This is a genomic window from Burkholderia sp. E168m15 (genome assembly GCF_016586105.1).
Lineage (GTDB): Bacteria > Pseudomonadota > Gammaproteobacteria > Burkholderiales > Burkholderiaceae > Burkholderia > Burkholderia orbicola.
Genome location: NZ_BCPO01000023.1, coordinates 91,771 through 108,160, shown reverse-complemented (window position 1 = coordinate 108,160; position 16,390 = coordinate 91,771). Strand labels below are relative to the sequence as shown.

12 protein-coding genes and 1 pseudogene are annotated in these 16,390 nt (G+C 67.4%); 5 read left to right on the top strand and 8 right to left on the bottom strand.

The window, feature by feature from the left end:
• The 3 genes and pseudogenes from JMF86_RS03895 to JMF86_RS03885 all read right to left on the bottom strand — a co-directional run.
• Positions 1 to 1,313: pseudogene (locus JMF86_RS03895) on the bottom strand (hypothetical protein); the annotation flags it as partial.
• A gap of 511 nt (positions 1,314 to 1,824) precedes the next feature.
• Complete coding sequence (locus JMF86_RS03890; protein WP_201316758.1) at positions 1,825 to 3,069, bottom strand: FAD-binding oxidoreductase; 1,245 nt, start codon at positions 3,067 to 3,069, stop codon at positions 1,825 to 1,827.
• Positions 3,070 to 3,135: 66 nt separating this feature from the next.
• The gene (locus tag JMF86_RS03885; RefSeq protein WP_006476751.1) at positions 3,136 to 3,915 is read right to left on the bottom strand and encodes an ABC transporter substrate-binding protein; all 780 of its coding nucleotides are present in this window, start codon (positions 3,913 to 3,915) and stop codon (positions 3,136 to 3,138) included.
• A 378-nt stretch (positions 3,916 to 4,293) separates the two neighbouring features.
• Between JMF86_RS03885 and JMF86_RS03880 the strand changes: the two genes are divergently transcribed.
• The 5 genes from JMF86_RS03880 to JMF86_RS03860 all read left to right on the top strand — a co-directional run bounded on the left by JMF86_RS03880 (position 4,294) and on the right by JMF86_RS03860 (position 9,629).
• Positions 4,294 to 5,256 (top strand): ornithine cyclodeaminase family protein, encoded by a 963-nt coding sequence (locus JMF86_RS03880; RefSeq protein ID WP_201316757.1) that lies wholly within the window; start codon positions 4,294 to 4,296, stop codon positions 5,254 to 5,256.
• On the top strand, positions 5,253 to 6,047 hold the full coding sequence (locus JMF86_RS03875) for a transcriptional regulator (protein ID WP_201316756.1): 795 nt from the start codon (positions 5,253 to 5,255) through the stop codon (positions 6,045 to 6,047). Before JMF86_RS03880 ends, JMF86_RS03875 begins: the two co-directional genes overlap by 4 nt.
• A gap of 181 nt (positions 6,048 to 6,228) precedes the next feature.
• Positions 6,229 to 6,960: a DsbA family oxidoreductase gene (locus tag JMF86_RS03870; protein WP_006476754.1), complete on the top strand. Its 732-nt coding sequence runs from the start codon at positions 6,229 to 6,231 to the stop codon at positions 6,958 to 6,960.
• A 115-nt stretch (positions 6,961 to 7,075) separates the two neighbouring features.
• Positions 7,076 to 8,515, top strand: a complete 1,440-nt coding sequence (locus JMF86_RS03865) for a DHA2 family efflux MFS transporter permease subunit (RefSeq protein WP_201316755.1) — start codon at positions 7,076 to 7,078, stop codon at positions 8,513 to 8,515.
• A 325-nt stretch (positions 8,516 to 8,840) separates the two neighbouring features.
• Positions 8,841 to 9,629 (top strand): sulfite exporter TauE/SafE family protein, encoded by a 789-nt coding sequence (locus tag JMF86_RS03860; protein ID WP_012328013.1) that lies wholly within the window; start codon positions 8,841 to 8,843, stop codon positions 9,627 to 9,629.
• Between the two features lie 88 nt (positions 9,630 to 9,717).
• Here the strand turns inward: JMF86_RS03860 and JMF86_RS03855 are convergent, their stop codons facing one another.
• From JMF86_RS03855 to JMF86_RS03835, 5 genes are all read right to left on the bottom strand, one after another.
• Positions 9,718 to 10,155 (bottom strand): hypothetical protein, encoded by a 438-nt coding sequence (locus tag JMF86_RS03855; protein WP_012328012.1) that lies wholly within the window; start codon positions 10,153 to 10,155, stop codon positions 9,718 to 9,720.
• The gene (locus JMF86_RS03850; RefSeq protein ID WP_006476758.1) at positions 10,155 to 10,745 is read right to left on the bottom strand and encodes a nucleotidyltransferase domain-containing protein; all 591 of its coding nucleotides are present in this window, start codon (positions 10,743 to 10,745) and stop codon (positions 10,155 to 10,157) included. The genes JMF86_RS03855 and JMF86_RS03850 overlap by 1 nt, the downstream gene beginning before the upstream one ends.
• A gap of 257 nt (positions 10,746 to 11,002) precedes the next feature.
• On the bottom strand, positions 11,003 to 12,838 hold the full coding sequence (locus tag JMF86_RS03845) for a S10 family peptidase (protein ID WP_201316754.1): 1,836 nt from the start codon (positions 12,836 to 12,838) through the stop codon (positions 11,003 to 11,005).
• Between the two features lie 616 nt (positions 12,839 to 13,454).
• Positions 13,455 to 15,545 (bottom strand): D-(-)-3-hydroxybutyrate oligomer hydrolase, encoded by a 2,091-nt coding sequence (locus JMF86_RS03840; RefSeq protein ID WP_027812200.1) that lies wholly within the window; start codon positions 15,543 to 15,545, stop codon positions 13,455 to 13,457.
• 138 nt (positions 15,546 to 15,683) lie between these two features.
• Positions 15,684 to 16,049: a BON domain-containing protein gene (locus tag JMF86_RS03835; protein ID WP_175808994.1), complete on the bottom strand. Its 366-nt coding sequence runs from the start codon at positions 16,047 to 16,049 to the stop codon at positions 15,684 to 15,686.
• Positions 16,050 to 16,390 lie beyond the last annotated feature (341 nt).

The window sequence follows — 16,390 nt, the reverse complement described above, 5'->3', positions numbered from 1 at the left end:
GCGCCGGTCGGATTACCGCCGCCAACACCGCCCAATGCACCCGTCACCGTGCCGAGTGCGCCGGTCAATGCGCCAGCGGGGTTGCCGCCGCCAACGCCACCCAGTGCGCCCGTCACCGTGCCGAGCGCGCCGGTCAATGCACCGGCCGGATTACCGCCGCCAACGCCACCCAGTGCGCCCGTCACCGTGCCGAGCGCGCCGGTCAATGCACCGGCCGGATTACCGCCGCCAAGCGCGCCCGTAACGCCATTCACTACGCCTTGCACCGGCGCCAGCGGGTTCGAGCCGCTGCCGAGGTTGCCCAGCGCCCCCGTGACCGTACCAACGACGCCGGTGAGTACACCGGCCGGATCGCCACCGCCGATCGTACCCGTGAGCCCGTTCACGACACCCTGAACCGCTGCCAGCGGATTCGAACCTCCGCCGAGATTGCCCAGTGCGCCGGTCACCGTACCTACGGCACCGCTCAGCGCACCTGCCGGATTGCCGCCACCGAGCGCACCTGTTACCTGACTCACGACACCTTGTACGGGCGCCAGCGGGTTCGAGCCACCGCCGATGCCGCCCAGTGCGCCGGTAACCGTACCCACGGCACCGCTCAGCGCACCTGCCGGGTTACCGCCACCGGGCGCACCCGTTACCTGATTCACGACGCCTTGCACCGGTGCCAGCGGGTTCGAGCCACCACCAATACCGCCCAGTGCGCCCGTTGCCGTGCCGAGCGCGTTGCTCAGCGTCCCCGTCGCCGTATTCAGCGCACCGGTCAATGCGCCGGCCGGGTTGCCGCCACTCAGCGCACCCGTTACCTGATTCACCACACCCTGAATCGGCGCCAACGGGTTCGCGCCGCCACCGATGCCGCCCGGTGCGCCCGTTGCCGTGCCGAGCGCATTGCTCAGCGTCCCCGTCGCCGTGTTCAGCGCTCCCGTCAACGCACCAGCCGGGTTGCCCCCACCGAGCGCACCCGTCACCTGATTCACCACGCCCTGCACCGCCCCGAGCGGCTGCACCGTGCCGCCGCTACCACCGAGTGCGCCGGTCACCGCCCCCACGGCGCCCGACAGCACTTGCCCCGGCTCGCCGAGCGATGTCTGGATCGCGCCCGACCCTCCCGCCGTCACGGTGACCGAGCCCAGCGGCGACGTGCCCGTCGCGACCAGTCCGACCGACACGCTGTTCGTCGGCGGATTGACGATCACCTGCGGGATCGGGAGCGAGTCGAGCGCCCCCGCCATCGCGGAACCCGAAGCCAGCACCCCGAACACCGTCGCGACCGACAGCGCCACACCCGTCAATTTAAAATTCTGTCCCATCGTTATTTTCCCCATCTCGGTTGGCACTACGTTGATAAAGCATGGGGACGGACTGCACGAAGCGTGCCAATTCCAAAAACGGGATTGATTCGTCTGCCTAATGATCGGCAATAACGCTTTTTAATCGATTTCTGGCGAAATTCCTGAATTGCGGAGCCCGAATCGTCTGATGAAAAAGGCCGCCGGAACGCGGATGTAACGTAACGTTTGCGAGCCCCGTAGTAACGTGTTCCGGTACATTCCGCGTAACGTCGAAACACGCGAGCACGATGAGACCCCATACCGCCATAGCGGACTGCCCATTACGCATTTCAGAAATATGAAAATGCATTGATAAATCGCGAATTTTCTGATTTTATTTTATCGCGCGATTTTCTTTCTTATCGATTACGCAGATCATTTACGATTGCGTGGATTTCGATAGTCCTGATAGCAGAATGAAAAACTGTGAAGCAAGCGCATTGCCGCCGGCGCGTGCCGGCGGCTGAAACCGCATCTGCGCGCCGCAGGGTCAGCCGAAGCGGGCAGGCCGGTACGGATGAGGATCGATATAGGTCGGCGCGCCCGTCATCATTTCGGCGAGCAGGCGGCCGGTCACGGGCCCCAGCGTGAGCCCGTGATGGCAATGGCCGAACGCGAACCACAGATGACGGTGCCGCGACGCCGGCCCGATCACCGGGCGCATGTCGGGCGTGCACGGCCGCATCCCGAGCCACGGCTCCGGGTCGAGCCGCTCGCCGATGCCGAACGCGTCACGCGCCAGCGGTTCGGCGCGCGCGAGCTGCACGCCGGTCGGCGGCGCGTCGGGCAGCGCGATCTCGACGCCCGTCGTGAGCCGCAGGCGGCCGCCCTCCATCGGCGCGACGACGAAGCCTGCCTCGGTATCGCACACGGGCACGTTCAGCGGCGTGCGCGTCGGCCGGTAGTGCATGTGATAGCCGCGCTTCGCGCGCAGCGGAATCCGGTAGCCGAGCGGCGCGAACACCTGATCGGACCACGGGCCCAGCGCGACCACGGCCGAGCGCGCCGAGATCGGCCCGTGCTCGGTCCGGACCTGCCAGCCGTCGTCGACCTGCACGAGCGTCGTCGCGTCGCCGCGCACGAACGTGCCGCCGTCGCGCTCGAACAGCCGCGCATAGGCCTTGGTCAGCCCGCCCGGGCTCGACACGGTCTTCGGGTCCTGCCAGTGGAACGCGCCGCAGAACGCGTCGCCGATACCGGGCTCGCGCGCACGCAGCGCATGCGCGTCGAGCACGGTCATCCGCAGCCCGTGCGCGGCGGCCACCCGCTGCTGCGCGCGCGCTTCCGCATCGAACAGCGCGGGCGAACGGAACGCCTCGATCCAGCCGCCGTCGTGCACGAGCGGCTGCGCGTCGGTGCGCGCGAGCAGCGCATCGTGCTCGACGACGCTCGCCGCGACGAGCGGCAGCAGGTCGCGCGCGGCGGCCGCGAGCCGCCGCGGCGACGATTCGCGCCAGAAGCGCGCGAGCCAGCCCGCATACGCGGGCAGCGCGCGGTAGTCCCAATAAAGATCGACCGAGCGGTTGCGCGCATAGCGCAGCAACGTGCCGAGCCGGCGCGGAAACGCATACGGCACGACCGACGAGCGCTCGATCAACCCGGCATTGCCGTGGCTGGTTTCCTCGCCGGGCGCGCGCCGGTCGACGAGCGCGACGCGCAGCCCGCGATCCTGCAGATGCAGCGCCGACGACACGCCGACGATGCCGGCCCCCAGAACGATGACGTCGAAATCCATGCTTCCCCGCCCTGTGTCGAGATGGATGCGCGGTGCGCCGGCCCCGCGGCCGGCACGCGACGGCGCTTACTTCGCGATGATGTCGCGCTTGAAATACTTCTGCGACAGCGCGCTCAGCGTGCCGTCCTTCTTCAGCGCGTCGAGCGCGCCGACGATCTTCGCCTGCAGCGCCTTGTCGTTCTTGCGTAGCCCGAAGCCGGTGCCTTCGCCGAGCGTCGCCGGATCCTTCAGCGGCTCGCCGACGATCTGGTAGTCGCGGCCGGCCGGCTTGTCGAGGAATCCGTCCTGCGCGGTCTGCGCTTCCTGCACGGCCGCGTCGAGACGCCCCGCGACGAGATCGGCGTAGATCTGGTCCTGATCCTGGTACGACACCACGGCCACGCCCGCATTGGCCCAGTGCGCCTTCAGGAAATCCTCCTGCGACGAACCCTGCAGCACGCCGACGTGCTTGCCGCGCAGGCTCGCGACGTCGGGTTTCAGCGGCGAGCCGCGCTTCGCGACCATCACGATCGGCACCACGTAGATCGGCGGCGTGAAGTCGATGCTCTGCTTGCGCTTCGCGGTGATGTTCATCGCCGAGTTGATCGCGTCGAACTTGCGCGCCTGCAGCGCCGGGATCAGCCCGTCGAACGCATTCTCGACCCACACGCACTTCATGTTCAGCTTCGCGCACACCGCGTTGCCGACGTCGACGTCGAAACCCTGCAGCTGACCGGACGGCGTCTTGCTCTCGAACGGCGGATAGGCGGCTTCGATCCCGAAGCGCAACGTGGTCGGTTCCGCATGGGCCGTGACGGCCACGCACGCGAGCGCCGCAGCGGCGCAGAGGGAAAGCTTCCAGTTCATGACGGTCCTTCTGTTCTGGAGTGAGGCGATGAAGATCGGTCGCACGACGCCCACGGTCGGGCGCCGGTCGGCATTCGAGGCAGGCGGCCGCCGCTTGCCGACGCGCCGAGTTCTGCACGCCAAATATAGACTCAAAGTCTACTATAGACTATAGGGGATACGAGAACGTCACGCCGCCGCTCCTCGCAAAAATTTCGCCACCTACTCATAACATCATTGATTTCACGGTGTTTTTCATACGCTACGTAAAGAATTAAAGTCTCGAAAAGAAAAATCTCACCGGTTTTGTTTGTCTATATTAGACTTTTATTCCACAACCAACCTCACCGGACGCCGTCTTTCGAGACTTTCCGTCCAGCCCGAACCGGAGATGTCCCCATGACGCAAACCGTCCCCACCCTGCCGCTGACCGTGGACGAAGCCGCGGTGCGCGCGGCGCTGCCGTCGCTCGACGTGCTCGGCACGCTGCGCCGCATGTTCGCATCGCTCGCCGCGGCGCGCGCGGTGCAGCCGCCGCAGACGCTCACGCTGTTTCCCGACCAGGCCGGCGACTTCATCACGTATCTCGGCGCACTCGCCGACGAGCAGGTGTTCGGCGCGAAGCTGTCGCCGTATGTCGTGACAGGCGGCAAACCTGTCGTCACCGCATGGACCGCATTGATGTCGATGCAGACCGGCCAGCCGCTGATGTGGTGCGACGCCGGGCTGCTGACCGTCGAGCGCACGGCCGGCACGACGGCGCTCGCGGTCGACTGCCTCGCGCCGCGCGACGCGCGCCATCTCGCGATCGTCGGCGCGGGCGCGGTCGGCCTTGCACACCTGAAGCACACGGCGGCACTGCGCGACTGGGCCTCGATCCGCGTGTACTCGCCCGCGCTGGCCGGCAACGCGGCGCTGCAGGCGAGCCTCGCCGCGCTCGACCCGCGCGCCCGCGCGGCGGCGAGCGTCGAGGCCTGCGTGCGCGACGCGGACGTGGTGATGCTGTGCACGTCGTCGGGCACGCCCGTGCTCGGCGACGGGATGCTCACGCGCCCCGCGCTCGTCACGTCGATCAGTACGAACGTCGCACGTGCCCACGAAATCCCGCCCGCGTGGCTGCCGGACATGGACGTCTACTGCGACTACCGGCACACGACGCCCGCGAGCGCCGGCGAGATGCAGATCGCGGCTGCCGAGCACGGCTGGGATGCCGGCCGGATCGTCGGCGACCTGCCCGCGCTCGTCGCCGGCACCTGCGCGGCGCCGTCGCGCACGCGTCACGCGCTGTTCCGCTCGATCGGCCTCGGGCTCGAGGACATCGCGATCGCGCACGCGCTGTACATGCATCTGACGCACGCATGAGCGGCACGCGCACGCGGGGCCGATACAATGGCGCAACCGCCGCGGCGGCCGCGCACGGGCGCACGGGCATGCCGCCCCACGGTGCGCCGGCGCGCCGGCCCGACACGCTGCCCGGCTCCCGCCCACCCGAGATCGCGACACCGATGCGCAAGAAGAAATCTCCCGTCAAAGACCTGCTGCTCACCCGCTATGCGCCGATCGCCGACGGTATCGCCGCACTGTTCTTCCCGTACGCGGAAGTCGTGATCCACGACCTGCACGACCAGACCGTGCTGTATCTCGCGAACAACTTGTCGAAGCGCGAGGTCGGCGACGATTCCGCGCTCGAGGAAATCGATCATTCGGCGCGCGAGCGCGTGATCGGCCCGTACGAGAAGCTGAACTGGGACGGCCGGCGGATGCGCTGCGTCAGCAACGTGCTGTTCGACGACGAAGGCCGGCCAGCCGGGATGATGTGCATCAACTTCAACATCGCGGTGTTCGACGAGGTGCGCGCGACACTCGACCTGTTCATCAAGGGCGCGGGCGTCGTCGCGCAACCCGACGAACTGTTCCGCGACGACTGGCAGGAGCGCATCAACACGTTCCTGCACGGCTGGCTGCGCGAGCAGCAGGTCGGGCTGAACGGGCTCACGCGCGAGCACCGGCGCGAACTCGTCGAGGCGCTCTACGCGGAAGGCGCGTTCCGCGGCAAGAGCGCGGCTAACTACGTCGCGAACGTGCTCGGGATGGGGCGCGCGACGGTCTACAAGCATCTGAAGCACCTGAAGGAAACGCAGGGCGACGCCTGAGCGCGATGCGGCGGGCGTGATGACGGCACGCTCCGGACACCGGTACCGGACTGCCGATTCCGCGTCGAGCCTTCGCGATGCGAGGGCGTGCCCCGGATTCGCCCGGGCCTGCGGACGACGGAGCTTGGAAGCATAAAGTGATATAGTCGCAGTTACATTTTTTTGCCGCCCCGTATCGCCCATGACGACCGCTCCCACTCCGACCGCCCGCCCGACCCTGACCGTCGAAATCTGGTCCGACCTGATCTGCCCGTGGTGCTGGATCGGCAAGCGCCGCTTCGACGAGGCGCTGGCCGCGTTCGCGCACGCCGACCGCGTCGACGTCGCGCTGCGCGCGTACCGGCTGATGCCCGGCCAGCCCGTCGAGCCGGTCGAGGCGATGCTGGCGGGCAAATACCGGATGTCGCCCGCGCAGGTCGACCAGATGCTGCGCCAGGTGACCGATGCAGCGGCGAGCGTCGGGCTTCGCTACGACCTGCCCGGCACGCTGGTTGGCGACACGCTCGACGGCCACCGGCTCGTGAAGCTCGCGGAAGCCACGGGCCGCGCGCACGCGCTGACCGAGCGACTCTATCGCGCGTACTTCTGCGAACACGGCTCGCTGTTCGATCATGCCGCGCTGACCGAATTCGCGGTCGAAGCCGGGCTCGAGCGCGCGGCCGTCGAAGCGGTGCTGCACAGCGATGCGTACCGCGACGAAGTCGAAGCCGACATCGCGCGCGCCGCGCAGATCGGCGGGCGCGGCGTGCCGCTGTTCGTGTTCGGCGGCCGCTACGCGGTGTCGGGCGCGCAGCCGGCCGACGCGTTCGCGCAGGCGCTCGACCAGGCGTGGCGCGACGGCATCGTCGCACTCGACGGCAGCGATGCGGCCGCCTGCGGCCCCGACGGCTGCGAACTGCCGGCGCGCTCCTAACGCGCATCGGGGCCGCGCGCCACTACGCGACGCTCCTGCCACAAACCGGCAGGAAGCCCGCGCCGGTGACCTCTACAATGCATCCTTCAAATAACGATCAGAAGGCTGCAAGCCCATGACCCACGGGATTCACGGCGAGAAGCGCTGGTACGCGCTGATCGTGCTCTGCCTCGGCGTGCTGATGATCGTGCTCGACAGCACGATCGTGAACGTTGCGCTGCCGTCGATCAGTACCGACCTCCACTTCACCGAAACGGCCCTCGTCTGGGTCGTCAACGCGTACCTGCTGACGTTCGGCGGCTGCCTGCTGCTCGGCGGCCGGCTCGGCGACCTGTACGGCCAGCGGCGCATGTTCCTCGCGGGCCTCGTCGTGTTCACGCTCGCGTCGCTCGCCTGCGGCCTCGCGCAATCGCAGGCGATGCTGATCGCCGCGCGCGCGGTGCAGGGGCTCGGCGGCGCGGTCGTTTCGGCCGTCTCGCTGTCGCTGATCATGAATCTCTTCACGGAACCCGGCGAACGCGCGCGTGCGATGGGCGTCTACGGCTTCGTGTGCGCGGGCGGCGGCAGCATCGGCGTGCTGCTCGGCGGACTGCTGACGAGCTCGCTGTCGTGGCACTGGATCTTCCTCGTCAACCTGCCGATCGGCGTCGCCGTCTATGCGATGTGCGTCGCGCTGCTGCCGCGCGTGCGTGCACCGGCCGGCGCCGCGCGGCTCGACGTCACCGGCGCGATCACGGTGACCGCATCGCTGATGCTGGCCGTCTACGGGATCGTCGGCGGCAACGAGGCCGGCTGGCTGTCGACGCAGACCATCGCGCTGATCGGCGCGGCCGTCGTGCTGCTCGGGCTGTTCATCGCGATCGAGTCGCGCGCCGCGCATCCGCTGATGCCGCTCACGCTGTTCGCCGCGCGCAACGTGGCGCTCGCGAACGCGATCGCCGTGCTGTGGGCAGCCGCGATGTTCGCGTGGTTCTTCCTGTCCGCGCTGTACATGCAGCGCGTGCTCGGCTACGGGCCGCTGCAGGTCGGCCTCGCGTTCCTGCCGGCGAATTTGATCATGGCCGCGTTCTCGCTCGGGCTGTCGGCGCGCATCGTGATGCGTTTCGGCATCCGCGGCCCGATTGCCGCCGGCCTGCTGCTCGCGGCGTGCGGCCTCGCGCTGTTCTCGCGCGCACCGGTCGACGGCGGTTTCGTGTGGCACGTGCTGCCCGGCATGACGCTGCTCGGCATCGGCGCGGGCGTCGCGTTCAACCCGGTGCTGCTCGCCGCGATGAACGACGTCGACCCAGCCGATTCCGGGCTCGCATCGGGCATCGTCAACACGTCGTTCATGATGGGCGGCGCGCTCGGGCTGGCGATCCTCGCGAGCCTCGCCGGGGCCCGCACCGACGCGCTCGCGGCGGCGCAAGCCACGCCGCTCGACGCGCTGAACGGTGGCTACCACGCGGCCTTCGCGTTCGGCGCGGCGTTTGCCGCCGTGGCCGCGCTGACCGGTTTGGCGCTGCGCATCCGGCCGCCCCGCGCGATCGAAGGCACCGGCCCTGCGATGCACTGACCGTCGGCGGGGGAACCGGAAGCCGGAAGCCGAGAACCGAGAACCGATCGGAGCAGGGCACGCGTTGTCGCGCCTCTTTTTTATGCGCGTCGGACGTGCGCCGTTTAAGCCCGATTCGTCATCGCTTTCAGGCCGATCATCACCGTCGGCCGCGCCCCTGCTCAAACGCCCGTTTCACGTCCCGCCGGCCGCCGCCGTGCGCGCCTCCCCGGCCGATTTTTAACGCAGTCGTACGTTGACGCGTCACTTTTGCGACAATGGCGGACTTTGATGCGCGCGCCGCGGCCGCGCGCCGCCGCCGAACGCCGCATAACCGCCTGCTCCGATGTCGCTTCCCCATATCGATCTGCTGTACTCGCTGTCCGGCCTGTTCGTCGGCGTTCTCGTTGGCCTCACGGGTGTCGGCGGCGGTTCGTTGATGACGCCGATTCTCGTGCTGCTGTTCGGCGTCCACCCCGCGACGGCGGTCGGTACCGACCTGCTGTACGCAGCCGCGACCAAGGCCACCGGTACGCTCGTCCACGGCCTGAAAGGCTCGATCGACTGGCGCATCACGAGCCGGCTCGCCGCGGGCAGCGTGCCGGCCGCGGCGCTCACGCTGTGGTGGCTGCATACGCACGGGATGAACACGCCGGGCACCGCGCGGATGATCCAGCTCGTACTGGGCGTCGCACTGCTGCTCACGTCGCTCGCGCTGATCTTCCGCCCTCAACTGACCGCGTTCGCCGCCCGCAACCCGCTCGCGCCGAGCCCCGCGCGCACGCTGTGGTCGACCGTGCTGACGGGCGCCGTGCTCGGCGTGCTCGTGTCGATGACGTCGGTCGGCGCCGGCGCGATCGGCGTCACCGTGCTTCTGCTGCTGTATCCGCTGCTCGCCACGACCCGCATCGTCGGTTCCGACATCGCGCATGCGGTGCCGCTCACGCTGGTCGCGGGCATGGGCCACTGGCTGCTCGGCTCGGTCGACTGGTCGATGCTGCTGTCGCTGCTGCTCGGTTCGCTGCCCGGCATCGTGATCGGCAGCCTGCTGTCGGCGCGCGCGCCCGAGCGGCTGCTGCGCAATCTGCTCGCGTCGACCCTGGTCGCGGTCGGCGTGCGGCTCGTGCTGGCGTAAGCGGCCTCTCACGCCTGCCGAAATACGCCGCCTCAGTGCGTGCCCCCAAACCACCTGTCGCCTGTCTTGACGGACGACCAAGCGGGTTTCACGACATACCGGTCAGGGCACGTGCAACAGGCAAGTATTTCGCCAGGATGCCCAGCATGGTGGCGGCCTCGGCTTTCGACACCGGCGGAAACGGCGAAACGTACGACGTGCCGTTGCGTCGCTCGTGTGCCTTCGTGATGAAAGCGAATTCCGGGGCGCTCACACCCAACGAGGTGGAGACGCGCTGGATAGCCAGGTTGCGGCCGGCATCTTTGGTCCTCACCTCGTAGAACTCCAGAACAGCCTGTACGACCTGGAAGTAGCCTTCGTAGGCCAAGGTAAATACCTGCAAATGCCGGGCGGGATCCAGTTCGTCGGCAGTGGCCTTGTAATCCTCCGCATTGCGCAGGAAGCCCGCGATTGCCCCGGATGTCGGCGCAACCGCATCGAAGGCTCTCGTCTTGATAAGGTTTTCGTATTCGGTCGGACGTGACATCACAAAATCCTCAAAGTCGGTCCCTGGGCGATCTGCGCGATGACGGGATCGCTATCGACCAGCGCGGCCCATTCGGCAGGTTCGTACAACGAGAAGTTGATGGGACGCTGCAGATCATGCTCGGCGGCGTGCAAGGCTTCGGCCAACTCGAGAAGCTGGGCGTCGCCGATGACGATCAGGTCGATGTCGCTTCGGCTGCTGTCGGTACCCTTGGCCACCGAGCCAAACACGAAGGCCGTGGAAATATGCCCGGCAAAAGGCGACAAGGCTTCCTTCAACGGCTCTGCGACAGCGAACGTCTTTCGCGCAATCTCGACGAGTTCCGGATAGAGGACGAAGTCCGTATTGGCGCGGATGCTCCGCTGCCGGCCTCGGCGCGCGTCTTCCTTGAGTACGCCGGCCTCGATCAGCCGGTCTATCTGCTTTTGAGCGCTGCCGTGTCCACTGCTTGCCAGACGCAGCAATTCCTGCAGCGTAAAGCAGCGGTCGGGTTCTAGCAGCGTGGCACCCAGCACACGTTGCATGCCGGGTGTGAGGAGAAAGTCGGCGACGCCCACAAAAATCCTTGAGTCGGGGATGACTGTCCTCATTATGAGGATTTTTCACTTAATCCTCAATAGAAGGATATAAATCCCCATTTTGAGGATTAAGTGCGCCGTCATCCGCGACTTCCGAGGCGACGCACGCTGCTCCGACACAAAAGCCAATGCCCCGGGAGTCCACGACTCTCGGGGCATCCGGAACAACAGCGACGTCACCAACGCACGCGACCTGAAGCACCGGCCCGCATTGCGCGAGTGCACTTGTTCGTCGCGTCGCGGCGGGCATCGCCCGCCGCCCGCCACGCTTACTGCCCCTGCTGCCGCAGTTTCTGCTGCTTCATCTGCTGCGTGCGCGCCTGCAGTTTCAGCACGCGTTGCAGCGCGGTGCGGTTCGCGAGGATACCGTCGTAGAAGCTGGCGAGATCGCCCTTCAGCGCGGTCCGCGACGCGTCGTTCAGGTAGATCATGTGGCCCGACGGGTAGTTCTTGATCGTCAGGTTCTGCGCCTTGAGCGTCGGATCGAGCGGCATCTGCGCGAGCGTCAGCTCCGTCTGGTGGAACGGCGTGACGGCGTCGAAATAGCCGTTCGCCGACAGCACCTTCAGGTCCGGGTTCACGCTCATCGTCGACGCCAGGTCGCCGGCCGTGTACAGCGTATTGCCGCCGCCCTTGTTCGCGCCGGTCGGGTCGATGTGACTGAAGTCCCAGTTGTTGAAGACCTGGTCGTTCAGGTCCACGAACGACGACGTCGACGTGTACTTGAGGTCGGTGTTGATGTAGCTGTTCCACAGCACCGTGTACGCGCCGCCGACGTTCGTGATCGACGGATCGTTGCTGCCCGAGTTCGGCAGGATGTACGGCGCGATGCCCTTGCCCGTGAAGTTCGCGCGACCATCGTACTGGCCGATCTGCGTGCCCGGCACCAGCGTCAGGAAGAACGTGTACGGCGGGTTGTCATCCGACGACGGCACGTTGCCGAGCGCGGCCGGGTTGCCGAAGGTCTGGATCAGCGACGTCGGGTCCGTGCCGATGTACGCGCCCATCTGCTGCGCGGTCGCGAGCTTCAGGTTCAGCCGCACGTTCACGAAGCCGCCGTCCTGCGGGTTCGGCTTCTGCGCGAGCGGCGCGAGCGTGTTGTCCGCGTAGTTGCGGGCCTGGACCATGTACGCGTCGAGATCGGTCGGCGTCGGGTTGAGCGTCGTCTTCTTCCAGTAGAACGCGTCGGCCGCGAGCGTCGGGAACGTGCCCGGCGCGGACAGCGCGTTCGCATAGTCGAGGATCGACGACTGCAGCGTGATCCCGTTCAGGTCGATGCCGTCCTCGTGCAGCACCCACGACACGACCGCGCTGCGCGCGGTGCCGTACGACTCGCCGTACAGGAACTTCGGCGAATTCCAGCGCGAGTACTTGGTCAGGTAGCGCTGAATGAAGCGGTCGATCGAGCGCGCGTCCTGGTCGGTGCCCCAGAAGTCCTTGTTCTTCGCCGGTGCGATCGCGGTCGAATAACCAGTGCCGACCGGGTTGATGAACACGAGGTCGGTGCGGTCGAGCAGGCTGTCCGGGTTGTCGAGCAGCTTGTACGGCGCCGGCGGCGTGAAGTTCGGGAACGACGACTGCAGGCGCTTCGGCCCGTACGAGCCGAGCAGCAGGTAGACCGACGACGAACCGGGGCCGCCGTTGTAGAAGAACGTGACCGGACGCGGCTTCGACGGGTCCGGATTGTCCTGCGTGTACGCGACGTAGAACATCTTCGCGTTCGGCGCCGACGTGACCGGATCGATCGTCGTCAGGTGGCCGGTGGTGGCCGTGTACTTGATCGTCTTGCCGCCGATCGTGACCTGGCGGTGCACGACCGCGGCGCCTTCCGTCGAATCCGTGACCGCGTCGTTCGGCCCGGTGCCGTACACGTCGGTGTCGACGTACGGCTGGTCGGCCGCGGCGGCGGTCGTTGCGTCGGTGGCGGCCGACGTGCTGCCGCTGGTCGTCGCGGCCGCGGTGGCGGCCGATGCGCTCGGGCTCGGCCCGTCGTCGCCGCCGCACCCCGTGACGAGCAGCGCCGCGGCCGCTGCGGCGGCGAGCGGTACGCTCAAGGTCGTTCCGAATAGCGCGAAACCGTCTTTCAAGGACTTCCGTGTCGTCATTATTGCCTCTCGAACAGAACGATAAATACCGCCGGCCGCAAAGGATCATTTGCGCCGGCGCTCCGCACCGGGAATGCATTCGTTATGCGACGCACTCCGAGTTTTTTACCGGATCGGCGAATACCGATCGGCACGATTTACCCCACCCATGTTTTTTGCAACCGCACAATGGAATCAATTCCATTGCCAACGACAATTCAATGATTCGCTGCAATACGGATTCATTCCGTGAATTTGCAGGCGCAACAAAAAAGACGGACAAAAGAACGCCGTGCAAAGCCCGCCCGAAAAAGCGTCTTCACTTCGAATAGACGAACGATCCCCCTCGGCGAGATACCGATTAATCGCGAAACGGCGATCATCCGGGATTCGAGCCGATTGAATAAAATCGAAAGGATCAATTAACTAAACGGAAAGGAATATTCTCGTGCCTGGAATTTATTAAATTAAGTGAAAATACCGGCGCATATTAGGTTCCGGATTTATCGCCGTAAAGTAATAATTTGTTACAGCGCTCGCCATTCGGATAAAAGGCCGTACGGGACCGATTCCAGCCGACGTCAATAAAAAAGCCGGACGACGGTCCGGCTTGCTGGAGAACGCGTGGCGGGCGCCGTCAGAGCGGCACGTCGATCGTGCCGACGCCGACGGAAATCGCGTTCGCGCCCGGCGCGGTCGAGATCGGCGGCAGGTTGGCGCTCGTCAGCGCGGGCGCGGCGCCCGGCGTGCCGCCGCGCGGCACCGTGCGGATCACCTGCGACGGCGGCAGCGGCGCGCCGTTCTTCAGATGCCGCCACATCAGGTTCAGCGCCTGCACGTTGTAGTAGTGAACCGGCACGAAGCGCGTGTCGAAGCCCGGCACCGACAGGAACGCGTCGAAGTGCTGGCCGTTCGTCACTTCGTAGAACACCAGTTGGCTGCGCCCGGCTTCGCTGATGCCGTTCTGGGCGACGTACGCGCGCGACGCATGGTTCACCGGTACGAGCGCATCGCTGCGGCCCTGCACGATGATCGCCGGCTTGCCGTGCAGGTTCGCGTTCACGCGCACCGCGTCGACGTTCGCGGGCATCCCGAGCATCCCGTTGGTCCACAGCTGGCGCAGGCACAGCGCGCCCGCGAAGCTTGCATCGGGCGTCGCAAGCCGGTGGTCGGTGCCCGCGCCGTCGTTGAACACCAGATTGATGCCGGCAGTCGGCGGCACGCCGTTGCCGACGCCGAACACGCTCGGCATCGGCGATGCAGCGGGCGCCGCGACCACGCCCGTCGCTGGGTTCGTCGTCGCGAAGCTGAAGTTGCACAGGTTGTCGGTGACGCGCGAGCGCGTGTACGCGTTCGCATAGGTGACCGCGATCGCTGGAATTGCCTGCGAATCCCACATCGGTGCCTGCAGCAGGTCGGAATCGGCCAGATAGCCGGCCGCGTGAAGTTGCGCGAGCGCGTCGGCCGCCTGGCTCTGCGTGTCGGCGCCCGCCACCAGCCCGGCCGCGGCGAGCGTCGCGCAGCGCTGCGTGCGGATCGACTGCGTGGTCGTGGCCGGCAGCGCGCTCAGGTACGGCGCGCCGGCGAGCGACGCCGACGCGGCCGCGCACGGTTCCAGCAGATTCGCGAGCGTCGCGTAATCGGCCAGCGGCCGGCCGAACGACGGCACCGGCTGGCCGCCCGCGCGGACCACCGCATTCGGCGCCATCCGCACGTTGATCTGCGGCTCGCCGACCACCACCGCGGTAATCCAGCCCCGATTGTCCTGTTCGGCGGCAGCGAGCGACGCGCCGCCGCCGTTGCTGACCGACGCGGCGATCGTCGTGATGTCGCCCGCGCGATAGCGCACGCCGTGACGGGCGCCGTCGATCACCGGTCCGAACTGCTCGTTGAGCGCCCAGTACGCGAATTCGACCGACTGCAGCGTCACGCGCCCCCAGTCCTGCTCGGGATTCTGTTGAGAGTGCGCATGCTTGAACGCATAACGGTTCGGGAAGCGGCTGTTGAATGCGGCGAGATCGCCGCTCGTCACGTTCGCGGTGAACAGGCTCGCGGTGCCGGCCAGCACCGCGTTGGCGAGCGTGCCGTCGATCAGCGTGACGGTGTCGGAACCGAGCTCGTGCGCGCCGTTGCCGCCGCCCTTGTCGTTGTAGGCCACCGCGCAGCCGCGCTTGAGCGCCCACTCGCCGGCCGCGGAAATCGCGCCGTACACGCCGCGCGAGCCGGACGACGTCGCGGTGACGATGCACGGTTGCGCGGGGTTGAAGCTCGCGGGCACCTGCACGAGCAGCGTGACGTTCTTGCTGCCGCTGCCGTCGTCGGCGTACGCGAGATATTCGGTGCCGGGGATCTTGCCTTCGCCGAGCGTGTCGTTGCCGTCGAGGTCGACGTTCGGCCCCCAGAAGCGGCCATAGCCGCCATTCGCGCTCATGTCGACGAGCGCGCGATAGTTCGACCAGATGGCGAGACGGCGCAATTCGGCGCTGGTCGGCCGCGACGGGTTCGCGAACCCGGGCGCAGTCGCCGCCGCGAGGCCGGTCTTGCCGAGGCCGGCCGTCAGCAGGTCGTCGCTCGCGCCGTCGTAGGCCGTCGTGCGCACGCTGCCGGACACGAAGCCGGGCAACCGGTTGCGCTCGGCCGACTCGTCGCCGTTGCACGCGCCGAGCATCGCGACCGCGGCCAGCGCCGCCCCCCACACCACCCGCCTGCCCCACCCGAGTTTCGTCATCGCCGCCCCCTCGATATCGTTATCGGTCCGCCGCCGCGTCGCGCGCGGCGTTCGGCCTCTGAAGCGCAAACGGGCCCCGGCATGCCGGGGCCCGCCTGAAAACGGGCGCACGCGGCGCTCGCGCGCCGCCGCCCGGCGTTACTGCTGCTGAACCGTCAGCTTGTTCGTGACCGACGTCACGCCCTTCACGCTCTTCGCCGCCTCTTCCGCCTTGTCGATCTGTGCCTGGTCGGGCACCGTGCCCTCCAGCGAGATCGCGCCGCCCTTCGAACGCACGACGATGTTCGCCACGTCGATGCCGCCTGCCTTCGTAATGGCCTTGCGCACCGCGTAGCCGAGCTTGCGGTTCGCCTTCTTCGCGGTTTTCGCGGCGGCCTTCGGCGCGCTGCTCGCCGCCGCCGGCGCTTCCGTGGCCGCTGCGTCGCTCGACTGCGCATACACGCTGCCCGACAGACAGGCCGCCACGACGGCGACACCCAACGCTCTCAACACGATCGACTTCATGCTATCTCCTTATCACTCCGGAACGGCCGTGCACAGTACGGCCGAATACCCCCAAAAACAGCCGGCCCGCGCGCGAACGGGCGGGACAGCCGGTGTTTTCCACGGCGATACGAGAGAGGCGTCACGGGCCGGCGGCCGGCGCACGCGAAAGCGGGCCGGCCGGGCCGGGCAACCGCCGGCCGGACGCGCCCGGTCTGATGACGTGCCGGGTCGCGCGCGAATCGGGCGCGGCTGCGTCGCACAATGTAATCCAGCGCCCGCCGAAGCGCAAAGCTTTTGACGCGGGGGTGCCCGCCGCCGTCCCGGTGCCGCGGTGCAATACTCTCCCCGACTCGCGCAGG

Bases quoted from the DNA above. Each gene is read 5' to 3' on its own strand.
- JMF86_RS03890 (WP_201316758.1), bottom strand. From the start codon at position 3,069: ATGGATTTCGACGTCATCGTTCTGGGGGCCGGCATCGTCGGCGTGTCG.
- JMF86_RS03885 (WP_006476751.1), bottom strand. From the start codon at position 3,915: ATGAACTGGAAGCTTTCCCTCTGCGCCGCTGCGGCGCTCGCGTGCGTG.
- JMF86_RS03880 (WP_201316757.1), top strand. From the start codon at position 4,294: ATGACGCAAACCGTCCCCACCCTGCCGCTGACCGTGGACGAAGCCGCG.
- JMF86_RS03875 (WP_201316756.1), top strand. From the start codon at position 5,253: ATGAGCGGCACGCGCACGCGGGGCCGATACAATGGCGCAACCGCCGCG.
- JMF86_RS03870 (WP_006476754.1), top strand. From the start codon at position 6,229: ATGACGACCGCTCCCACTCCGACCGCCCGCCCGACCCTGACCGTCGAA.
- JMF86_RS03865 (WP_201316755.1), top strand. From the start codon at position 7,076: ATGACCCACGGGATTCACGGCGAGAAGCGCTGGTACGCGCTGATCGTG.
- JMF86_RS03860 (WP_012328013.1), top strand. From the start codon at position 8,841: ATGTCGCTTCCCCATATCGATCTGCTGTACTCGCTGTCCGGCCTGTTC.
- JMF86_RS03855 (WP_012328012.1), bottom strand. From the start codon at position 10,155: ATGTCACGTCCGACCGAATACGAAAACCTTATCAAGACGAGAGCCTTC.
- JMF86_RS03850 (WP_006476758.1), bottom strand. From the start codon at position 10,745: ATGAGGACAGTCATCCCCGACTCAAGGATTTTTGTGGGCGTCGCCGAC.
- JMF86_RS03845 (WP_201316754.1), bottom strand. From the start codon at position 12,838: ATGACGACACGGAAGTCCTTGAAAGACGGTTTCGCGCTATTCGGAACG.
- JMF86_RS03840 (WP_027812200.1), bottom strand. From the start codon at position 15,545: ATGACGAAACTCGGGTGGGGCAGGCGGGTGGTGTGGGGGGCGGCGCTG.
- JMF86_RS03835 (WP_175808994.1), bottom strand. From the start codon at position 16,049: ATGAAGTCGATCGTGTTGAGAGCGTTGGGTGTCGCCGTCGTGGCGGCC.